Below are 20279 nucleotides of genomic sequence, written 5' to 3'. Positions count from 1 at the left end.
TAAGATGCTGAAGAAGCTATTGTCACCGCCGAGCATCGACTGGCCGGGAAAGTTTGAGCAGCGGCTCAAGACCACGGAACATCAGGGGTTACGCCAGTATTATCTGGGCGGCCTGCCGGATCCCGACACGCCGCTATCACAGGTCGAGCTGCTGGCGATGGACTTCGAGACCACGGGCCTGAACGTCGATAAGGACGATATCGTCAGCATAGGCACAGTGCCCTTTACACTTCGACGGATCTTTCTCAATCGAGCCCAGCACTGGACCGTCAGGCCCAGAGAACGGCTGGCCGAGGAGTCGGTGATCATCCACGGCATCACCCACAGCGACATACTGGACGCGCCGGATCTCTCCGCCATCTTCGAACAGGTGCTGGAGCAGATGGCGGGCAAAATCATGGTGGTGCACTATCAGGCGATAGAGAGGTTATTCCTGGAGCGGGCGCTGATCCGCCGCATCCATCAGGGGATAGAGTTTCCCCTGATAGATACTATGGCGCTGGAATCAGAGATACAGAAGCGCCAGCATGGCGGCCTGCTACAGCGCCTCAAGGGCGACAAGCCGGGCTCGGTGCGATTGGGTCAAAGCCGCTCCAGATACGGCCTGCCCAGCTATCCGCCCCACAACGCCCTGACCGACGCCATCGCCACCGCCGAGCTGCTGCAAGCGCAGATCGCCCATCACTTCGACCCCAGCCGTCCCATCAAAGAGTTCTGGCGCTAGCGCTTGTATAGTTCTGATGATAGCGCTCGCATTGACTCAGACATAGGCGCTGGCAATAAAAAAGGAGGCCAACGGCCTCCTCTATTTTCCACGATTCCCGCGTTAGAAGCGCTCGGTGCGCATCCCCTTCAGCAGGCTGACACACATCAGCAGCAGTATCACGGTAAAGGGCAGCGCGGTCGAGATGGCGCCGGCCTGCAGGGCCTGAATCGCCTCTGTACCACCGATCCACAGCAGCGCCATGGCTATCGCACCCTCGAGCAGCGCCCAGAACACCCGCTGTGGCACAGGCGCGTCTATTTTGCCGCCGGCGGTGATGCTGTCGATCACCAGAGAGCCAGAATCCGACGAGGTGATAAAGAACACCAATACCAGCACCACGGCGATAATAGAGAGCAGAGTGCCGAACGGCAGCACATCGAACATCTCAAACATGGCCAGAGGCACGTCGGTCAGCCCCTTGGCCCCCAGCTCACCCACCTTGTTGACCACCTGATCGATCGCCATGCCACCAAATACCGACATCCAGATAAGAGTCACGCCGGTCGGCACCAGCAGCACGGCGGTGATGAACTCACGCACGGTACGCCCCTTAGAGACCCTGGCGATAAACATGCCCACGAATGGTGACCAGGAGATCCACCAGGCCCAGTAGAATACTGTCCAGCCCTGGAACCAGGCCTCATCGGTACGCCCGTGTGGATTACTCAGGGGAATGATGTTCTCCACATAGGCCATCAGGGTGGTAGGAATGCTGCCCAGGCTGACGGCGTAGCCGATCATAGCCACCAGGATCAGCAGCGCAAAGGCAACTATCATATTGATATTACTGATCACCTTAACGCCGCCGTCGATCCCACGCACCACAGAGACTACGGCCAACAGGGTTACGGCGACGATCACTATCATCTGTAGCCCAAGGCCGGCATCTATGCCAAACACATGGTGAATACCGCTGGCGGCCTGTTGGGCACCTAAGCCTAGCGAGGTCGCCAGACCAAATAGGGTGGCCAGCACGGCCAGGATATCGACAATATGTCCCGCCCAGCCCCAGGCTCTGTCACCCAGCAGTGGGTAGAAGATGGAGCGGATAGAGAGGGGCATCCCCTTGTTATAGGTGAAGAAGGCCAACGACAGGGCGACCACACCATAGATGGCCCAGGGATGCAGGCCCCAGTGGAACATGGTGGCCCCCAGCGCCAACTTGGCCGCCTCCGGCGTGTTGGGCTCGACCCCCAGTGGCGTCTCATACCAACCGGTAAAGTAGGCCACGGGCTCGGCCACACTCCAGAACATCAGACCTATCCCCATACCGGCGGCAAATAACATGGATAACCAGGAGAGGAAGGAGTAGTCCGCGGTGGCTTCGTTACCGCCGAGACGTATCTTGCCGTAGGGCGAGAGGATCAGGCCCAGGCAGAAGATCACGAAAATATTCCCCGACCAGATAAACAGCCAGTCGAAGGCGCCGATAATCTTCCACTTGATGCCATCGAGCACAGACTTGGCCGTCTCGGCATCGGTCAACAGGGTCGCCAGCAAGAAGGCGGCAATTAGCCCGGCACTCACCCCAAACACGGGGTTATGCACATCGAACCCCCACTTCTGCACATTGTCCTGGCCGATCGTATAGTCGGTGCTTTCAATGCTGTATTTATCAATACCTTTCGTCATCGATTCTCTCCGTTAAGACCTCAAAGAATCGCCACCAGGCCATCATTTAGATTTGATTAAAATGATTTGAACTCATAGCAATGTAATAGGAATATTCGGCACTATTGTAACGCCTTAGCGCTTTTATTCCAAATTACAGCCAATTTTCGACCATTTAGATCCAATTCATGCGCTAAAAACCCCATTTATACTTTATATGGATGAACGACAACATAATTTGAATACAAACAATAAAAGCAATTATGGATCGAGATTAAACTTACGACTGTTTACATATATCAGGCCGAGGATAGGACTCATGTTCCCTAAAAACACTTGAATCCGGCGAGCCGCGAAAGCTACTATCGGCTGCAATATCGGGAATCAAAGAGTGCATCAGGATGCAAAAAACCATACTCATCACAGGCGTAGGTAAGCGTATCGGCCTCTATCTGGCCGAGGCCTTTCTCGCCCGCGGACACAAGGTGATAGGCACCTATCGTAGCCACTATCCCAGCATAGATGCCCTCACTGAACTGGGCGCCGACCTCTACCCCTGTGACTTCACCGTTCAAAGCCAGCTCGAAGAGCTTATCCAGACGCTGAAGCAGAACTATCGTCAGCTGGATGCGGTGATCCACAACGCCTCGCTCTGGCTAGATGACAATGATCCAGCGGGCGCCGATCAGGTGATCGCCCAGATGATGCAGGTACACGTCTATGCGCCCTACCAGCTCAACCTTGCCCTAGCGCCGCTACTGCAAAACCAGCAGGCCATGACAGACATCATCCACCTCACCGACTATGTGGCGCAAAAGGGCAGCAAGAAGCATATCGCCTACGCCGCCAGCAAGGCCGCGCAGGAAAACATAACCCTCTCCTTCGCCGCCAAGTTGGCCCCAAAGGTGAAGGTCAACGCCATCGCTCCGGCGCTGATCTGTTTCAACGAGCATGACGATGCCGCCTATCGCGAGAAGGCCAGGGCCAAGTCGGTATTAGCCAGAGAGGGCGGCGAAGTCGAAGTGCTGCAGGCGATAGACTACCTGATGCAGAGCCAGTATGTGACGGGGCGTTCCCTGGCATTGGATGGTGGCCGGCAGCTGAAATAGACTGCCGATTGATATCGCCCCTGAGCGAGAGTCAAACGATGACACACAAAAAAGCGAGGCCTTAGCCTCGCTTCTTATCTAGCCGCCTATATCAAATACCCAGGCAACACCATGAAGTAAGTAAACGCTCACACACCACATACCTGACAGTGAGACTGCTTAGGCAGCTTCATCTCACGAAACTCCATGGTCATGGCATCTATCATCAGGATGCGACCGCTTAGGGTCTTACCCATCTTGGCCAGCACCTTAATCGCTTCCACCGCCTGCAGGCAACCTATCATACCCACCACGGGCGCCAGAATGCCCGACTCGACGCAGGTCAGCTGTTGGTCGCCAAACAGCTTGCTGTAACAATGATAACAGGGGCTCTGCTCACCATAGTCGAATACGGTGACCGTACCCTCCATGCGGATGGCGGCGGCCGACACCAAAGGCACCTTATGTTGAAAACAGGCCTGATTGAGCTGTTCACGCACCACTATGTTGTCGGTGCAGTCCATCACCAGATCATGCTCGGCCACCAGCGCCAAGATCTGCTCGTCATCGAGCACGGCATTGATGGTCTCGACCCTGAGATGGGGATTGAGCTGCATCAAGGAGGTCTTGGCCGACTCCACCTTGGGCTGGCCGATAGTGGCGTCATGGTGCAACACCTGCCGCTGCAGGTTCGTCAGCTCGACGGTATCGAAATCCACCAGAGTCAACTGACCCACTCCGGCGACCGCCAGATATTGGGTAGAAGCGCAGCCTAAGCCGCCGGCACCGATCACCAGCACCTTGGCCTGCTTGAGTCGCTCCTGGCCTTCGAAGTCCATCGCCTTGATGGAGATATGGCGGCTATAGCGCAAGATCTCCGCGTCGGAGAGGATCTCTTCTTGGGTATTCGGCTCCATCTGTCCGCCCCTAGAGTGCCAGCACTGAGTTGAAGGGTTCCACAGTCACCAGGCTACCGTCAGGCGTATCGCCCTGCTCCTGAGCCAGGATAATGAAACAGTTGGCCAGACTCATTGAGGTAAGCATGCCAGAGCCCTGGCCGCCGGTGACGCTCACCTCGGCCTCACCCTGGGCATTTTGACTCAGCACGCCACGTTGATACTCGACGCGGCCGGGGAACTTACGCAGGTCGCCCTTGAGCTTGGCCTGTAACAGGAGCGGCTTGACCTGAGGCAGCCCCTGCATCTTGTTGAGTAGCGGCCACACCAACTTGTAGAAGGTCACCATGGAGGAGACGGGATTGCCCGGCAGACCACAGAAGACCGCCTCGCCAATACGACCGAAGGCGAACGGCTTGCCCGGCTTGATGGCCAGCTTCCAGAAGGTGATCTCCCCCTCCTCGTCGAGGATCTGCTTGGTAAAGTCGGCATCGCCGACCGAGACGCCGCCCGAGGTGATCACCATATCGGCATTAGCCGCGGCATTACGAAACGCGGCGCGGATCGCCTCAGGGTCGTCTTCGATCACCCCAAGGTCTATCCACTCGACGTTGGCGCGGCTCAATAGGCCCTGAATGCTGTAACGGTTGGAGTCGTAGATCTGACCCGGCGCCAATTCTGTGCCCACGGGGCGCAGCTCGTCACCGGTAGAGAAGAAGGCTACCTTGACCAGGCGGGTCACCCGCACTTGGCTGGCGCCTATGGTGGCCAGCACGCCCATCTCGGCGGCGCCTATCTGAGTGCCAGCGCAGAGCACCTTGCCACCCGTGATCACCTCTTCACCGCGACGACGCACGTTGGCGCCTAACGCCTTGGGCGCCTCAATCACTATGCTGTCGCCGTCGACCTCGACTTTTTCCTGCATCTGCACTGTGTCATAACCCGGCGGTACAGGCGCGCCCGTCATGATGCGTACACAGGTATTGGCGCTGGCCTCGCCCTCGAAGGGATGACCGGCAAAGGATTGACCTATGAGGGTGAAACGATTGCCCTGAGCCAGATCCTCGAAGCGGAAGGCATAGCCGTCCATCGCCGAGTTATCGAAGGGTGGCAGATCTATGCTAGAGGCCAGATCCTCGGCCAGCACACGTCCCAGCGCATGGGGAAGCTGCACCATTTCCGATTCTTCCAGTGGACGAACTTGTTCCAAAAGCTTGATGATGGCTTCATCGGGATGCATTAGGCTGGGTTTTGCACAGGGATCGGCTTGCATAGACATAGAGTACCTTAGCGTTAACTGTAGGATATGAGTAAAAGCGAATATTGCCGCTCATTATGCCACGCTGAGATCAGAAGACTATGATCTCGACGGCAGTTTTTGGCCGCAATCCACCGAGATTCAACCAAAAAGCCGACACCAGCGGGGCGGATGTCGGCTCGACTATCTCCAAAGGTATAGATTAACCGGCGCTCAGCTCCTGGCTATTGGCCTGCACCTTCACTTGCTGGCCATCTTGTAGCGTCTCGGCGCCGCGAATCACCACCTGGTCGCTGTCGCTGAGTTCACCCTTAACGGCGATCCACTCCCCTTCACCATCGCCCAGTTCGACTGCCACCTTCACCGCCTTGTTACTCGCATCTATCTTGAACACGAAGGCACCGGCGGAGCGCAGCACCACGGCGTCGCGGGGCACTAAGGTGGTCAGCTGTTTAGGAGCAATTGGCAATGCCAGGGAGACCAGCTCGCCGACGTTGAGCATATCCTGCCGCTCCAGCGGTAGGTCGATGCGGGCCTCGAAGGTCTGGGAGCGCACATCAGACACAGGGATCAGGCTGCGTATCTTAGCGGAGAACTCCCCCAGGCCATGATAGACCCTAAGTTCATCCCCCACCTTCACCCGGCGGCTGTGCTTGAGCGGTGCATGCAGTCTGATCTCCAGGTTGTCCGGGTCTGTGATGGCGACGATAGACTCGGCGCGGCTGATATCCTCGCCCGCCTGACGCTGACGCGCCGTGATGATGCCGGCAAAGGGCGCCTTCACCTGGGTGCGGGCAATATCATCGAGGATCATCTTAAGTTTAATCTGCGCCAGCTTGAGGTTAGCGACGGCCAGGTCGCGATCAGAACGCGCCTTGTCCAGCTCGGTCTCGGAGGCGTTCTTGTTAGCCATCAGCTTCTGCAAGCGCTTCAGCTCGCGGTTCAGCCTAGACAGACCCACAGTCTCATACTCTATCTGCGCCTCCTGCTGAGCCTTCTGCAACTCGAGACGAGTCTTCTCTATGCGGGCGACCACTTCACCCGCCTTCACCAGGGTGCCGGCCTCGATCACCCACTCGAGCTTGCCCTCGATACCCGCGGTCAGCTCGGCATAGTTACGGGAGTGCACAGATCCTATCACCATGATCTTGGGCGACAGGGCACGGTTCTCAACCTGAACCACCTGCACCAGACGCTCGGGCGCCTCGCCCTGGGCCCAGCTCATGGGACCGATTAGAGAGAGCGCCAGCACAGCGGCAATTAAGGATCTCATGACTTCACTCCTGTGGTGGATGCGAGGGCGGGCTCGTCGGCCTGCCTATTGGTAACTGGGCTCAGCCTATGGGTCAGACGCAACAGGCTGGGCATCAAAATAAGGGTAAACAAGGCGCTAAAGGTCATGCCGCCGACGATAACCGCCGCCAGGCCGCGATAGATCTCGCTGCCGACCCCCGGCACCAGCATCAGAGGTAGCATGCCAAAGATGGAGGTCAGAGTACTCATATACACAGGGCGGGCTCGGGTCGCCACGGCCTGAGCGATAGCCTGGTCGATATCCGGCGTCTCGCGATAACTCTGGCGGGTCTGATCCACCAGCAGGATGGCGTTATTGACCACCAGCCCCAGCAAGATGATGAAACCTATCATGGTCAGCAGATCCAGGCTCTGGAAACTAAACAAGTTTAGCAGCCGCAGGCTGACCACGCCGCCACAGATCGCCAGCGGCATAGAGAGCAAGACCAGCAGGCTATCCTTGGCCGACTTAAACATGGCGGCCATCAAGAGGAAGAGGATCACCACCGCCAGGGCGAAGTTAGCGCCCATATCCTTGATGGTACTGTCGAGCTTGTCGGCGCTGCCACGATAGCCTAGTGAGCTGTTTTCCGGCAGGCTGGCTCTCAGGGTCGGCACCGCCGACTCATTGAGTTTCTCCAGTGCCTCATCCAAGGACATATCCGCCGGCGGGAAGATCAACAGGCTGACGCTGCGCTTGCCGTTGACTCGCTGCAGCTGGGTCGGTCCCACGGTTCGCTTGAGGGTCGCCAGCTCACCTATGGTTTGAATACCGGCGGCCTGGGTATAGACAGGAGTCGCCGACAGTTGCTCGGGCACCTGCCACTTGGGTCCCTTGAGCAGCACATCCATGCGCTCGTTGCCGTCGAAATACTCACCCACAAACAAACCAGAGGTGTAGGCGCGAATGGCGTTGGCTATCTGAATCCGGTCGACGCCCGCCTGGGCCAGACGGCGCTCGTTGGGGATCAACTGCAGCTCGGGTTGTGCCATGGAGAGACCAGGAATCGGCCTAACCACGGCGCCGGGCAGCGCCTCTTGAATCAGTCCCATCCCCTTGCCTGCCGTCTCCATCAGGGCCTCCATGTCGGCCCCCTGAAGGTCGATATTGATCGCCCGGCCGCCGTTAAAGCCAAACTGCAGCAGGGAGCCGCGGTTGGTAAAGGCCTGGGTATCGGGCAGGCCCACCAAGATCTCCTTGTTGAGCAGCTCTATCATGGCATCGGCCTGGGACGGGTCTTCGGGATAGATAAACAGCACGTTGAAGGCACTGTACATGGAGAAGTTATATCCCTTGATATAGGGCTGTTTCTCCTTGTCATAGTATGGCTTGAGGCGTTCTATGATCACATCACCCACCTCCTTCTCCAGCGTCTTGACGTTGGCGCCCGGCGGCAGGGCAAAGAAGGCAAATATGCCATCCGAGCGCGCCTGGGGCAGAAAGTCGGGTCTTGGCATCAGGACCGTCGTCAACAAGGCGGCACCCAATATCAGGGTGACGCACCAGAAGACGGCACGTTTGGTGTCGCCGGTGAGGCGCTGTACGGTTGCCGAGATCCAGCGCCACAGACGGCCGCTCTGCTGGCCATCATCCTGGGTTGAGAGCTTGAGCCACAACAGGCTAAATACCGGGATCAGGGTGATGGCACTGATAAAAGAGGAGACCACGGCCACCGACAGGGTGAGCGCCAGATCAGAAAACAGCTGCCCCTCCACCCCGGGCATAAACAGGATCGGCAGGAAGATGGCGACCGTCGTGGCGGTGGAGGCCAGCAAGGCCCCCTTGACCTGATCTGTGCCCTTGGCGATAGCCTCGCGGATCGGCGTCCCCTGCTGCAAGATACGCACGATATTTTCCTGCACTATGATGGCCGCATCCAGCACCAGGCCTACGGCAAAGGCCAGGCCCGCCAGGGAGATCACGTTCAGTGTGCGTCCCATCATCTCGAGGAAGAAGAAGGCGATCAGCAGGGCGACGGGGATGGTCGAGGCGATCATCAGGGTCGCGCGGAAGCTGCGCAGGAAGGCGTAGAGAATCACCAGCGCCAGCACCACACCGATCGCTAGGTTGCCCTTCACCAGCCAGATGGCCCGCTTGATATGCACAGAGGCATCGAAGGAGAGATCCAGCACCAGCCCCGCCTCCTTGAGCGGCCCCTGATTGAGATCGGCAATCGCCTCGTTGACCCCATCGAGCACCTTCACCGTGTTGGCATCGAAGGTGCCCTCCACCGTCATATAATAGGCGGGATAGCCATTACGCTTGGTAAAACCCTGCACATCGGCGGTGGAAACCGCCACATCCGCCAGCTCGTTGAGGTAGATGGGACGCCCCTCGTTGTAGGTGACAATGAGATTACCCAGGTTTTCTGGTGTGTATTGGCCGATGAAACGTACCGTATATTGGCGACGGCCCACGTTAGCGGTACCGCCCGAGATATCCGCCGCCCGCGACAGTGTGCTGCGCAGTTGATCCAGAGTGATCCCCAGCGCCGCGGCGCGATAGGGGTCGAACTCGATATGTAACTCTTTCGGCAGGCGACTCTGCAGGCGCACCGAACCTACACCGGAGATCAGCCGCAGTCTGGGTTCCACCACATCGTCGATCAGCTTCTGATACTGGGCGAAGTCGGTGGCAGGATTATCCGGCGCCATGCGGATCAGCAGGGAGGCCAGGTTGGGCGCGCCGTTACCGCCGCCGACATTGATGAAGGGCTCGTTGGCATCCAGCGGCCTTGGGGGCGTCTGGTTGAGGGCATTGATCACATTGATCATCCCCTCCTGCATATCGCTGCCCACCTCGAAGGTCAGTGTGATACCGCCAAAGCCCTGGGAGATATTTGAGGTCATCTCCACCACACCGGGTACCTGGCGCAGCACATTTTCCTGAGGCTCTATGATGTTGGACTCCATCTCCTGGGGCGCCGCCGAGCGCCAGTTGTTGAAGACGGAGATCTGCGGCCGTTGAATGTCCGGCAGCAGCTGTATCGGCAGCTTGCCTATGGCTAACACGCCGAATATGGCGATCAGCAGCAGGGCCACTAGGGTGCCGGCAGGGTTATTGGTGCTTAATTTGGTGAGGTTCATCGATTGTCCCACCCCAGGCACGTCAGACCCGGCCGGGGTTATGAGCTTAGTTTCTTGACCCTAAAGCCTAGAGACAAAATGTTAATAAATCCGCCTGATTTGGTTAGCAAATGTAACAAGCAGGCATGAATGCACCCCAATAAGCCATTAACGATAATTATTTGCATTTAAAAACATTGAGTTAAGTAAAGATGGTTGCATTTCACTGGGGGGTTAAACACAATAAATAGGGCCTATTGACCTTTCCTGTTTGTTTTTGCAGCAGTTTGAAGGTGATTGATACAAGGCAGAGCCTGAGTCGTGTAGTGGTTCTACACAAACTGGCGATAACGCAGTAGAAATGGCCTGCAAACGCTGCCCTATGGGTTCATCTAAACGCGCCCTGCACTTTGTTGCTCGCAATTCACATAGAGTAACTATGCTTCATTGCTCTCGCCTCGAGCAAAACGCGTTTAGATAGAACAAAAATTAAACCTGAAAGGTGAACAGGCCCTAGCACCAAGAAATGACTTAATTAAAGGAAGTAACTATGCTGGCACAAACGATGATAGATCAGTTGAACGCGCAAATTAATGTGGAGTTCTTCTCCTCTAACCTCTACCTACAGATGAGCGCCTGGTGTGAAGACAAGGGCTTTGAGGGTGCCGCGAAATTTATGCGTGCTCACGCCGAAGAGGAGATGCAGCACATGCATCGTCTATTTACCTATGTGAGCGAAACTGGCGGCATGCCGCTGCTGGGGGCAATCGAGGCGCCGCAGTCACAGTTCGATTCGCTACTGGCCCTGTTCGAATACACCTATGAGCACGAGCAGATGATCACCAGCAAGATCAACGCCCTGGCCCACACAGCCTTTACCAATCAGGACTACTCGACCTTCAACTTCCTGCAATGGTATGTGTCTGAGCAGCACGAAGAGGAGAAGCTGTTCAAGTCTATCGTCGATAAGATCCGTCTGGTGGGCGAAGATGGCAAGGCGCTCTTCTTCGTCGATAAAGATCTGGCGCAGATGGCTCAGCAGGAGTCTGCCAGCGTGATGACAGTCGGCGAATAAGCCAGGTGCGGGGCATGGTGCCCCGCCTTTCCCCCGTTAGACTTTCTGTAAATGGTCTTCGCAAAGACGTCACACAAGGCACTCGCCCAACAAGCTTTGTCTCAAGCCTAATACCCAAGCGCCTCTCCCAAACCGTTTTCAAACAATCTGGCTATCGGCAGCGATTGAGTTGAGCAGTCAAAGCAGGGAGGTCGGTTTCTCCCTGACGATACGACGCAGCAAGGGCGCGAGCTCCTTGAGCGGCATAGGCTTGGCCACAAGATAGCCCTGCACGAAGTCACAGCCTAACCCCTGCAGGAAGCTGCGCTGCGGCTCGCTCTCCACCCCTTCGGCCACCAGGCGCATATCCAGGCTCTGCCCCATGGTGATGATCGCCTTAATCAGGTTAGCATCCGCCCTGTCTTCCAGCATGTTGTCGACGAAACTCTTGTCTATCTTGATCACCGAGATGGGGAACTGCTTCAGATAGCTGAGGGAGGAGTAGCCTGTGCCGAAATCATCCAGGTAGATCTCCACCCCGAGGTGACGAATCGCCGTCAGCGCCGCGAGCGACAGCTCGGTATCGGCCATCAGAATCGATTCGGTGATCTCTATATGGACATATTGGGGCGCCACATCATATTTCTGCAGCAAGCCGTTGAGCATGCAGGCGAAATGGCTGGGATCGCCGTGGGCCAGCTGACGACCAGAGACGTTGATCGCCATGTTGATCATTATCCCCTGGCTATGGCATTGGCGTAGATCCCGCAGCGCCTGCTGGATCACCCACTCGCCGATTGGCTCTATCAGCCCTGTCTCCTCGGCGATGGGAATAAACTCATCCGGGGGCACCAAGCCTCGTTGCGGATGACGCCAACGCAGCAAGGCCTCCAGGGCGACGCCTTCACCACTGCTGGTATCGACAATCGGCTGATAATGCAGGCAGAACTCGTGTTGCAGCACGGCGCTGCGCAGCGACTGCTCCAGGGTGATACGTGCCAGCATGTTGTTGTTCATGTCGGGAGAGAAGTAGCCGAAGCAGTTGCGGCCATCTTGCTTTGCCTGATACATGGCGGTCTCGGCATTACGGGTCAGCACCTCGACACTGGTGCCGTTGCTGGGGTAACAGCTGATGCCGACACTGGCGGAGATCAGCAGCTCGTTGCGGTTGATGCCGAAAGGCGACGACAGGTGCTGCAATATATGCTGCGCCCGCTGCTCTATCTCGCCCTGATGCTTGGTGTGCCCCATGACCACCACAAACTCGTCGCCACTGAGACGGGCGACGAAGTCATGCTGTTCCAGCAGGGCTTCCAGCCTAGCGGCCGCCACCTGCAGCAGCTCGTCGCCCACCGCATGGCCATAGATGTCGTTGATGTATTTAAACCTGTCCAGATCGATGAAGAGCACGGCCACAGAGCAGCAACGCTGCTCCGCCAGTTGCAGCATCTGCGACAGACGCGAGGTATAGAGCTGACGATTAGGCAGGTTGGTCAGGGCGTCGTAGTTGGACTTGTACCAGATATCCTGCTCGTACTTCTTACGGTTACTGATATCCAGGAAGAGGCCGATATGCTGCACCACCCGCCCCTTATCATCCTTCACCACGGTAATGGCCAGGTATTCGGGATAAATCTGGCCGTTCTTACGCTTGTTCCAGATCTCCCCCTGCCACTTGCCGTATTGCTTGAGCGACTGCCACATCTGCTCGTAGAAGTGATGGGGCTGCTGATGGGAATTGAGGACGGCCGGGCTGCGACCCTTCACCTCCTCCAGGGTATAACCAGTGATCTGGGTAAAGGCGGGGTTTACCGCCTCGATCAGGTTGTCCTTGTCGGTGACCACTATCCCTTCGGCGCAGTATTCAAACACCGCCGAGGCCAGGGAGAGTTCACGGTTGGCCTCCTGGCGCTCACTTAACATGGCGTTGAGGGCCATCGCCATCTTGGCGACCTCGTCTCGCCCATCCACCGGCACAGACAACTGCAGCTGAGTATTCTGGGCCATGCGCTGCATCAGGGAGGCTATGGTACCGATGCGGGTCACCAGGTTATTGACTATGAGACGACCCAATACGATCAAAAACAGAAAGTTGCACATGGCCGCCATGATGCCTAACACCAGGAAGCTGAGCGCCTCGCGCCCCTGACGTTGTACCAAGTTAGCTATGTTATTGCTCAGGGTCAGGCTCGCCTGATTCATCTGCCCCAGGGCCTCAGTGGCCAGCCCCCACCAGGCCTCGCTGGCCACCGCTGGATGTTGGTGTTGCAGCTGAGACAGGGCCTCTAACATGGCCTGATCGGCTATGACTGAGCGCTCCTCTTGCGGCAAGGGTCCGGCATGACCGGATAGCCTGTGCTGGTGCTGGACATCCACCGCCTGACGATACTGCTCCACGGTATTATCTATCTGGGCTAGCGCCTCGCGCTGTGGTGAGGTCACATGGGGCAGCTTCTGGGCCTGTTGCAAAAGCCCCTGTATGGCCAGGCAGTCCTCTTCGAACAGCATGATGTTGGTCTCTTCGCCCGAGAGCAGGTAATCCTGATAGTGATCGATCAAGCCGCCATACCCCAGCCGCTCCCTGAGGCGATTGGCCAGCAGAATAAGATTCACCTGCGCCTTCACCCGCCCTTTCATCAGCAGCAGCTCCTGGGTCGCCTCGTTATCTAGGGTCTCCTTGATCAGGGCAAGATCCGCCGGGGAAGTGGTCGAGAGCATTTCGTGAAAGGCGTCCAGCAGCTCATCCTGCATCGAGTATTGGGCGAGATAGGCCTGATGATCTAGGCTGTCGGCGGCCAGCAGACGATTGAGCAGGTCGCGATCTTTGCCCGCCAGCTCCTGTAGCTTGAGCATGTGGATAAGGTCGTTATAGGCCTTGGCGAGCAGGGTGTTTTGCACCTGGGACTGGATCTGGGAGATAAGCACTAAGAGGTGCTGAGTAAACTCGCTGTAGAAGTTAAAGCCGCTTCCCTCAGCGCGACTATCTATCCCGCGGCGCACCTGCTTGAGGCGGGCGCCCAGGGCATGAATGGTGTCGACACTCTGTTGCAGGTTGACGCTGGGCCTGTCTATCTCGCTGAGGGAGAGATGCAGGTTAGCGATATTGGGGGCATCCAACAGCTCCTGCAATGCCTTGTCTGTCTGGCGCCGCTGGGTCTGTAGCCGCCGCTCGAATCGATTACCCTGGCTGGCGACAAAACCGGCCGACAGGCCTCGCTCGTTCTGCAGGGCGAAGATGAGCTTCTGGGTCTGCTCAGTGATCATCACCCCCAGGGCATTGCGCTGAGCCGTCTGCTGGCGCTCGATCAGATCGAGCATGCGCAAGCTGCCGAAGATCAGCAGCAGCAACATGGGGATAGTCGCCAGCAAGATTAATTTCTGGCTCAGACTATACCGGTTCAGCATAGATGACATCTTAAGCGCTCCTTGCTCGATTATCACAAAAGCAGACGCGAGGAATTTAGGGTCTGAGAGTAGTAACATAGCCTAACCCCCGCCGTCATACCTATTTCACCAAAGTCTAATCTAGGTCACGAAATTAACGCTTCAATGGTGAACTATTAGATAAGCCTTTATTTTTTATTAACATTTAAATTGACGAGAAGATTTTGCAGGAAGGCGTTCGGCACAAGCAGAGCGAGGCTGGCACAGGGATTGACATAAAAAAGGCCGATGAGATCGGCCTTTTTATCGGATAAAACTAAACAAATAGCAACTTTAAGGTTAATTGTTTAGTTAAATATTACAAATCAATTAACTCGTATGAGTTAACAGATTTGCGCTAACGCGTTTGGGTTAGCTCGCCTTTTCCAGCAATGACTTGCGATAGCAGACGATATCTTCGATGGTGAGCACAGGCATCTTATGCTGCTCGCCGAAGGCGATGATCTCCGGTAGACGCGCCATTGTGCCGTCGACATTGGTCACCTCACACAGCACGCCCGCCGGCTTGAGTCCCGCCAGCTTCATCAGATCTATGGTGCCCTCGGTATGGCCGCGACGTGTTAGCACGCCACCGGGCTGCGCCCGTAGCGGATAAACATGGCCGGGACGGGCCAGGTCACTTGGCTTGGCATCATCGGCGATGGCAGCCTTGATGGTGGTCACGCGGTCGGCCGCCGACACACCTGTGGTCACTCCCACCTTAGCTTCGATACTCACGGTAAAGGCGGTGCCGTATTGGCTGGAGTTGTCTGCCACCATGGGCGGTAACTCCAGCTGTTTCACCCGCTCGTCGGTGAGGCAGAGACAGACGATACCGCTACATTCGCGGATCAGCAGCGCCATCTGTTCTTGGGTCAGGTGTTCCGCGCTATAGATAAGGTCCCCTTCGTTTTCGCGATCTTCATCGTCGACCACCAGCACGCCTTGACCGGCTCTAAGCGCGGTGAGGGCGGCTTCGACGCGAGTGATGGCATCGCCAAAGGGAGAAAGTAGAGACTGATTCATGGTTAAATCCTTAGTAAGACTAATAAAATGGTTTTTCCAGAATCAGGGCATGCAGAAAATGACGCGCCTTAGAGTCTCTTTAGAAAAGATATCCAGGCTCGCCGAATAAGAGGTGTGCAGGCACGAGAAAAGCATGAGGCTAGCCTCATCTTCTCGCGGTCACGCTATCTTATATTCTCTTTCATCCGGACTTAGTGCACTAGGTGCTCATTACCGTCGGCTCTGGAATAGATGGCTTGTTGCACACTTCACCAGATCTGCTGACCCTAGTTGCACACTAATACCTAGATGCAAATAGGCGCTCGCGGGCTGACATCCCATAGGATGATTACCGCCGGTGGGGAGTCTCACCCCGCCCTGAGAATGTACTCTCCTTTGATGGAAAGCGCCGCTATGGTGCGCTTAAAACCTTCAAAGTACAAGCGCTAGGGGTGACAAATATAAGCCAGATCACCTAAGCTCTTGCTCCAGTACCCGCTCACTTTCGACTCAGAATAAGGTCACTCCAATGTCAGGGATAACCCCCCCGGTCGCACGCAAACAAGCCCACCACCTCAAGCATCACGGCAATGATCGTATCGATGACTACCATTGGTTGAGAGATGACGAGCGCCAATCCCCCGAGGTGCTGGCTCATCTGGAGGCGGAAAACGCCTACCACAAGGCCTGTTTTGTCCCCTTCGAGTCACTGCAGCAGACGTTGTTTCAGGAGCTTATCGGCCGAGTCGACAAGGATGAGTCGAGCGTCCCCTATCGCTGGCACCAACATTGGTACTACAAGCGCTATCAGGGAGAGCAGGAGTACCCGCTGTTTGGCCGCAAACGCGAGCTGGAGGGTGAGGAGCAGCTACTGCTCGATGCCAACGCGCGCGCCCAGGGTAAGGAATTTTACAGTCTGGGCGGGCTGAGCGTTAGCCCAGACGAGACGCTGCTGGCCATCAGCGAAGATACCCTAAGTCGGCGCCTCTATCGCATCAGCATCAAGCGCCTGGACACGGGTGAATGGCTCAGCGACAGCCTTAGCGACACGGATGGCGAGATCGTCTGGGCCAAGGATAACCAACACATCTTCTATATTGCCAAGGATCCTCAAACCCTACTGGGCAATCGCGTCTATTGCCACCGCTTGGGTGATCCCCAGGCCAATGACCGCCTGGTGTATCAGGAGGCGGACGACAGCTTCTACCTGTCGATCAGCAAGAGCCTGGATGAATCGCGCATCCTGCTCACCCACGAGAGTACGCTCACCAGCGAGGTGTCCATCTTAGATGCCAACCAACCAGAGGCATGCTTTAAGCCACTGCTTCCGCGGGAGCCGGGACACGAATACTCGGTGGCTAAACGCGGTGAGGAGTATTACATACTCACCAACTGGCAGGCGGTAAACTTTCGTCTGATGAAGGCCACAGAGTCGAGCTTCGCCGATAAGCATAGCTGGCAGGAGGTCATCCCCGCAGATGAGTCGCGCCGCCTGGAGGATCTGCTGGTGTTAAAAGACTATCTTGTGGTGCAGTATCGCCAGCAGGGGCTGAGTCAGATCCGCATCCAGCCCCTCAACGACGCCCCGGAATATGAACTCGATTTCGACGATGCCGCCTACGTGGTGGGTCTTGATGTTAACCCGGTTCAGGATAGCCATCATCTGCGCATCTACTATGCCAGCCCATCGACGCCCGAATCCATCTACTTGGTGGATCTCACCCAGGCCAGCCCGAGACGCCTGCTGAAACAGGAGCGAGTACTCGGCGGCTTCGATAGCCAACACTACCAGACAGAGCGGCTCTTCATCGACGCCAGAGACGGCGCCAAGGTGCCCGTGACCCTGGTGTATCGCAAGGACAAGTTCCGCCAGGACGGCAGTAACCCCTTGTATCAATATGGCTATGGCGCCTACGGCTACACCATAGAACCTGACTTCGACAGCGCCATCCTCAGCCTGTTGGATCGCGGCGTCGTCTACGCCGTCGCCCACGTGCGGGGTGGCGAGATGTTGGGGCGCCCTTGGTACGACGCCGGCCGCCTGATGCACAAACAGAACAGTTTCAACGACTTTATCGACGTCACCCTAGCCCTGGTGGAGCTAGGCTACTGCGACCGGGATAAGGTGGTTGCCAGTGGCGGCAGCGCAGGTGGCCTCCTGATGGGCGCGGTGATCAATCAGGCGCCGCAACATTATCTGGCCGTGGCGGCCCACGTGCCCTTCGTCGATATCGTCACCACCATGCTCGACGAGTCGCTGCCCCTGACCACCAACGAGTATGATGAGTGGGGTAACCCGAATCAGGCCGAGGCTTATCAATACATGCTGAGCTATTCGCCCTACGACAACATCAGCCGTCAGGTCTACCCGCACCTGCTGGTCACCACAGGCCTGCACGACTCTCAGGTGCAATACTTCGAGCCCGCCAAGTGGGTGGCGAAACTCAGAGAATATAAACAAGACGAGCACCTGTTGCTGTTTCATATCGACATGGAGGCGGGTCATGGCGGCAAGAGCGGCCGTTATCGCCACTTTGAGGACACGGCCGAAGAGTACGCCTTCTTCCTCGGCCTGCTGGGGCTCGCCTAAGATGACCCAGGAGAAGTTAGCTAGCACCACCTGGAGCCTCTACATGATCCGCTGCGCCAACGGTCACCTCTATACTGGGATCACCACAGATATCGACCGCCGCTTCAAGGAACATAGCGACAATGGCCCCAAGACGGCCAAATACCTCAGGGGCAAGGGGCCACTGACCTTGGTCTATCGCGAGCGGATCGGCAGCCGCTCGGATGCCCTGAAGCGGGAGATCGCCGTGAAAAGGCTCACAAAAACGCAAAAAGTCGCCCTAATACACTTTGATGCAAATGGCAAATGCCCCTAAAAATTACAGGGGAAAGCAGCCGTAAATCATATGCTAAGGCCAGAACAAACCAGACCGGCCCGGCTCAACAAGATGTAAACCACAGATTTACCTCAGGTTAAACGTCTTTACTTACCCATAACAAACCACTATCTTAGGCGGGCGCGTTTATGTGGAAAGACTATGAATTTACAACAACAAGCAAAGGCAATGGGAATGCCTGCGCAAGACAAGTACCAGGGACGCGGCTTTATTGGATTACTCTTGTTTCTGCTCTGTCTGCACCTCTTGGTGTTGAACTCGGCAGTCAATCTATCCCTATTTCGATTCTTTAACGGCATTGCGGCCTACGCCCCAGCCGATCTCCTCCTGCTGATCACAGACTTAGGCGATGGCATCACCCTCGGGGTGATCACTCTCTGCTGTCTGGTGAAACGGCCGGAGCTTCTGCTCAGGGTCGTCATCGCCAGCGTGCTGTCGCTGATCTTGGTGCCCTTGCTGAAGCAGACCTTCGATGCGCCTCGTCCGGCAGTAATATTAGAGACACTGAATATCGTCGGTGAGATCCGCCTGAAACACAGTTTTCCTTCGGGCCATACCGCCACCGCCTTCCTGTTTGCCGGCACCCTCTTCTTCGCCTATCGGCAGACCCAGGTTAAATGCCTGGCAATCGCTTTCGCCAGCCTGGTGGGACTGTCTCGCATCATCGTCGGCGCGCACTGGCCAGAGGACGTGATAATGGGTGCCTTCGTCGGACTCTTCTGCGCCTATGCGGCGGCCCATTGCCCCCTGGTCAAGCTCACCCAGTTCCACAAGGCGCTCATCTTGGCCTTCCTTTGGTGTGTGTTGGTGGTGAGCGAGCTGGATAAGAGTTTCGACAAAGATCATGTCTGGCCGATCCTCATGCTCAGATGGGGCCTAATTGCCACGGCCGCCCTGTTGATCTGGCGCGAATATGGCGCCATGCACAGGGTAAGACGTTGGCTGGCGTTTCAAGGTTAACTGCCCAAAAGGCGTAAGACTTTCACCAACATTCACGCTTTCTTCACACTTAGGTGCCTACACTGGAGGCTCCTAAGATGAAGAGGTGCGCCATGTTCAGACTGACCCAGGCTCAGACCACCAGAGAAACCGCCCTGACGATGACCACAGATCGCAGCCGCTACGGCGCCCTGATCCTGCTGGTCAGCATGCTGGCGCTGCTCTGCCTGAATCAAAATCTCAACCTGAGCCTCTTTCGCGCCATCAACGGCCTCTCGCCTAGCCTGCCACAGTGGCTACAGCTGGGGATAACCGATCTCGGCCACGGCAGCACCCTAGGCACTATCGTACTCATCTGTCTGCTGCGTCGCCCCGAGCTGATGCCGCGGGTACTGACCGCCAGCCTGCTGTCGATGATCTTGGTCCCGCTGCTAAAACAGTATTTCGATGCCCCCAGACCGGCGGCAACCCTGGATTTTCTCTATATCGTCGGCGAGACACGTCTGCACCACAGCTTTCCCTCTGGCCATAGCACCAGTGCCTTCCTGTTCGCCGGCACCTTGCTGATGGTGATGCAGGATAAGAAGAGTAAATGGGCCCTGTTGATGGGGGCGGCCATGGTGGCACTGTCACGCATCCTGGTCGGCGCCCATTGGCCGGTAGACACGCTGGCGGGCGCCCTGTTGGGGCTTAGCTGCGCCTATGTCGCCTCCTATGTTCCCCTGGTGCGTCTGTCGCCAAGGCACTGGAAAATCCTGGTGAGCATCTTGCTGCTAACGCTGGTGGTGTGCCAGTACAAGGAGACCTCTTCCCAGATGGCCTGGCAGATCATAGGCCTTCGTTGGGGACTCCTGCTGCTGGCCGGCGTGCTGGTGCTTCGCCAATACCTACAGTCTCGCCAGCCGCTCGTCCCGCGTAAGTGGGTCAGAGCCTAAGCCTTTTAGAGTCTTAATGGGGTGGGCATCGGCTAATCC

At 56.8% G+C, this 20279-nt stretch carries 14 protein-coding genes and 1 riboswitch; of the genes, 7 read left to right on the top strand and 7 right to left on the bottom strand.

Annotation, left to right across the window (positions count from 1 at the left end):
- Nucleotides 1–4: 4 nt before the first annotated feature.
- The gene (locus tag K0I63_RS00240; protein ID WP_220082185.1) at nt 5–724 is read left to right on the top strand and encodes a 3'-5' exonuclease; all 720 of its coding nucleotides are present in this window, start codon (nt 5–7) and stop codon (nt 722–724) included.
- Between the two features lie 102 nt (nt 725–826).
- On the opposite strand, the gene K0I63_RS00235 is transcribed toward K0I63_RS00240, so the two are convergent.
- A complete protein-coding gene (locus tag K0I63_RS00235) occupies nt 827–2398 on the bottom strand; it encodes a BCCT family transporter (RefSeq protein ID WP_220082184.1) in 1572 nt (523 codons plus the stop codon).
- Nucleotides 2399–2778: 380 nt separating this feature from the next.
- Between K0I63_RS00235 and folM the strand changes: the two genes are divergently transcribed.
- The gene (folM, locus tag K0I63_RS00230; RefSeq protein WP_220082183.1) at nt 2779–3486 is read left to right on the top strand and encodes a dihydromonapterin reductase; all 708 of its coding nucleotides are present in this window, start codon (nt 2779–2781) and stop codon (nt 3484–3486) included.
- A gap of 128 nt (nt 3487–3614) precedes the next feature.
- Here folM and moeB read toward each other — a convergent pair whose 3' ends face one another.
- The 4 genes from moeB to K0I63_RS00210 all read right to left on the bottom strand — a co-directional run bounded on the left by moeB (nt 3615) and on the right by K0I63_RS00210 (nt 9999).
- Nucleotides 3615–4382 (bottom strand): molybdopterin-synthase adenylyltransferase MoeB, encoded by a 768-nt coding sequence (gene moeB / locus K0I63_RS00225; RefSeq protein WP_220082182.1) that lies wholly within the window; start codon nt 4380–4382, stop codon nt 3615–3617.
- Between the two features lie 10 nt (nt 4383–4392).
- On the bottom strand, nt 4393–5640 hold the full coding sequence (moeA, locus tag K0I63_RS00220) for a molybdopterin molybdotransferase MoeA (RefSeq protein ID WP_220082181.1): 1248 nt from the start codon (nt 5638–5640) through the stop codon (nt 4393–4395).
- 181 nt (nt 5641–5821) lie between these two features.
- The gene (locus K0I63_RS00215) at nt 5822–6892 is read right to left on the bottom strand and encodes an efflux RND transporter periplasmic adaptor subunit (RefSeq protein WP_220082180.1); all 1071 of its coding nucleotides are present in this window, start codon (nt 6890–6892) and stop codon (nt 5822–5824) included.
- Nucleotides 6889–9999 carry an efflux RND transporter permease subunit gene (locus tag K0I63_RS00210; RefSeq protein WP_220082179.1) on the bottom strand — a complete coding sequence of 1037 codons (3111 nt, stop codon included), beginning with the start codon at nt 9997–9999 and terminating at the stop codon, nt 6889–6891. The genes K0I63_RS00215 and K0I63_RS00210 overlap by 4 nt, the downstream gene beginning before the upstream one ends.
- Nucleotides 10000–10528: 529 nt before the next feature.
- On the opposite strand from K0I63_RS00210, the gene ftnA reads away from it, so the two are divergent.
- Nucleotides 10529–11053, top strand: coding sequence for a non-heme ferritin (ftnA, locus tag K0I63_RS00205; RefSeq protein WP_011863852.1), 525 nt, complete (start codon nt 10529–10531; stop codon nt 11051–11053).
- Nucleotides 11054–11230: 177 nt separating this feature from the next.
- Here ftnA and K0I63_RS00200 read toward each other — a convergent pair whose 3' ends face one another.
- Nucleotides 11231–14446, bottom strand: a complete 3216-nt coding sequence (locus K0I63_RS00200; RefSeq protein WP_258406914.1) for an EAL domain-containing protein — start codon at nt 14444–14446, stop codon at nt 11231–11233.
- Between the two features lie 381 nt (nt 14447–14827).
- Complete coding sequence (gene ribB / locus K0I63_RS00195; protein WP_220082177.1) at nt 14828–15481, bottom strand: 3,4-dihydroxy-2-butanone-4-phosphate synthase; 654 nt, start codon at nt 15479–15481, stop codon at nt 14828–14830.
- A 169-nt stretch (nt 15482–15650) separates the two neighbouring features.
- A riboswitch (FMN riboswitch) is annotated at nt 15651–15850 on the bottom strand.
- A 139-nt stretch (nt 15851–15989) separates the two neighbouring features.
- Here ribB and K0I63_RS00190 point away from each other — a divergent pair.
- From K0I63_RS00190 to K0I63_RS00175, 4 genes are all read left to right on the top strand, one after another.
- Complete coding sequence (locus K0I63_RS00190; protein ID WP_220082176.1) at nt 15990–18050, top strand: S9 family peptidase; 2061 nt, start codon at nt 15990–15992, stop codon at nt 18048–18050.
- Entirely contained in the window at nt 17965–18345 is a 381-nt protein-coding gene (locus K0I63_RS00185; RefSeq protein WP_258406913.1) for a GIY-YIG nuclease family protein, read from the top strand. The genes K0I63_RS00190 and K0I63_RS00185 overlap by 86 nt, the downstream gene beginning before the upstream one ends.
- 162 nt (nt 18346–18507) lie before the next feature.
- Nucleotides 18508–19326, top strand: coding sequence for a phosphatase PAP2 family protein (locus K0I63_RS00180; protein ID WP_220082174.1), 819 nt, complete (start codon nt 18508–18510; stop codon nt 19324–19326).
- A gap of 92 nt (nt 19327–19418) precedes the next feature.
- Nucleotides 19419–20240, top strand: coding sequence for a phosphatase PAP2 family protein (locus tag K0I63_RS00175; protein ID WP_220082173.1), 822 nt, complete (start codon nt 19419–19421; stop codon nt 20238–20240).
- Nucleotides 20241–20279: the final 39 nt, after the last annotated feature.

The organism is Shewanella rhizosphaerae (genome assembly GCF_019457655.1).
Lineage (GTDB): Bacteria > Pseudomonadota > Gammaproteobacteria > Enterobacterales > Shewanellaceae > Shewanella > Shewanella loihica.
The sequence above is the reverse complement of the archived record's forward strand: the minus strand, read 5'-3'. Positions and strand labels throughout refer to the sequence as shown.

Bases quoted from the DNA above. Each gene is read 5' to 3' on its own strand.
- K0I63_RS00240 (WP_220082185.1), top strand. From the start codon at position 5: ATGCTGAAGAAGCTATTGTCACCGCCGAGCATCGACTGGCCGGGAAAG.
- K0I63_RS00235 (WP_220082184.1), bottom strand. From the start codon at position 2,398: ATGACGAAAGGTATTGATAAATACAGCATTGAAAGCACCGACTATACG.
- folM (WP_220082183.1), top strand. From the start codon at position 2,779: ATGCAAAAAACCATACTCATCACAGGCGTAGGTAAGCGTATCGGCCTC.
- moeB (WP_220082182.1), bottom strand. From the start codon at position 4,382: ATGGAGCCGAATACCCAAGAAGAGATCCTCTCCGACGCGGAGATCTTG.
- moeA (WP_220082181.1), bottom strand. From the start codon at position 5,640: ATGTCTATGCAAGCCGATCCCTGTGCAAAACCCAGCCTAATGCATCCC.
- K0I63_RS00215 (WP_220082180.1), bottom strand. From the start codon at position 6,892: ATGAGATCCTTAATTGCCGCTGTGCTGGCGCTCTCTCTAATCGGTCCC.
- K0I63_RS00210 (WP_220082179.1), bottom strand. From the start codon at position 9,999: ATGAACCTCACCAAATTAAGCACCAATAACCCTGCCGGCACCCTAGTG.
- ftnA (WP_011863852.1), top strand. From the start codon at position 10,529: ATGCTGGCACAAACGATGATAGATCAGTTGAACGCGCAAATTAATGTG.
- K0I63_RS00200 (WP_258406914.1), bottom strand. From the start codon at position 14,446: ATGTCATCTATGCTGAACCGGTATAGTCTGAGCCAGAAATTAATCTTG.
- ribB (WP_220082177.1), bottom strand. From the start codon at position 15,481: ATGAATCAGTCTCTACTTTCTCCCTTTGGCGATGCCATCACTCGCGTC.
- K0I63_RS00190 (WP_220082176.1), top strand. From the start codon at position 15,990: ATGTCAGGGATAACCCCCCCGGTCGCACGCAAACAAGCCCACCACCTC.
- K0I63_RS00185 (WP_258406913.1), top strand. From the start codon at position 17,965: ATGGCGGCAAGAGCGGCCGTTATCGCCACTTTGAGGACACGGCCGAAG.
- K0I63_RS00180 (WP_220082174.1), top strand. From the start codon at position 18,508: ATGAATTTACAACAACAAGCAAAGGCAATGGGAATGCCTGCGCAAGAC.
- K0I63_RS00175 (WP_220082173.1), top strand. From the start codon at position 19,419: ATGTTCAGACTGACCCAGGCTCAGACCACCAGAGAAACCGCCCTGACG.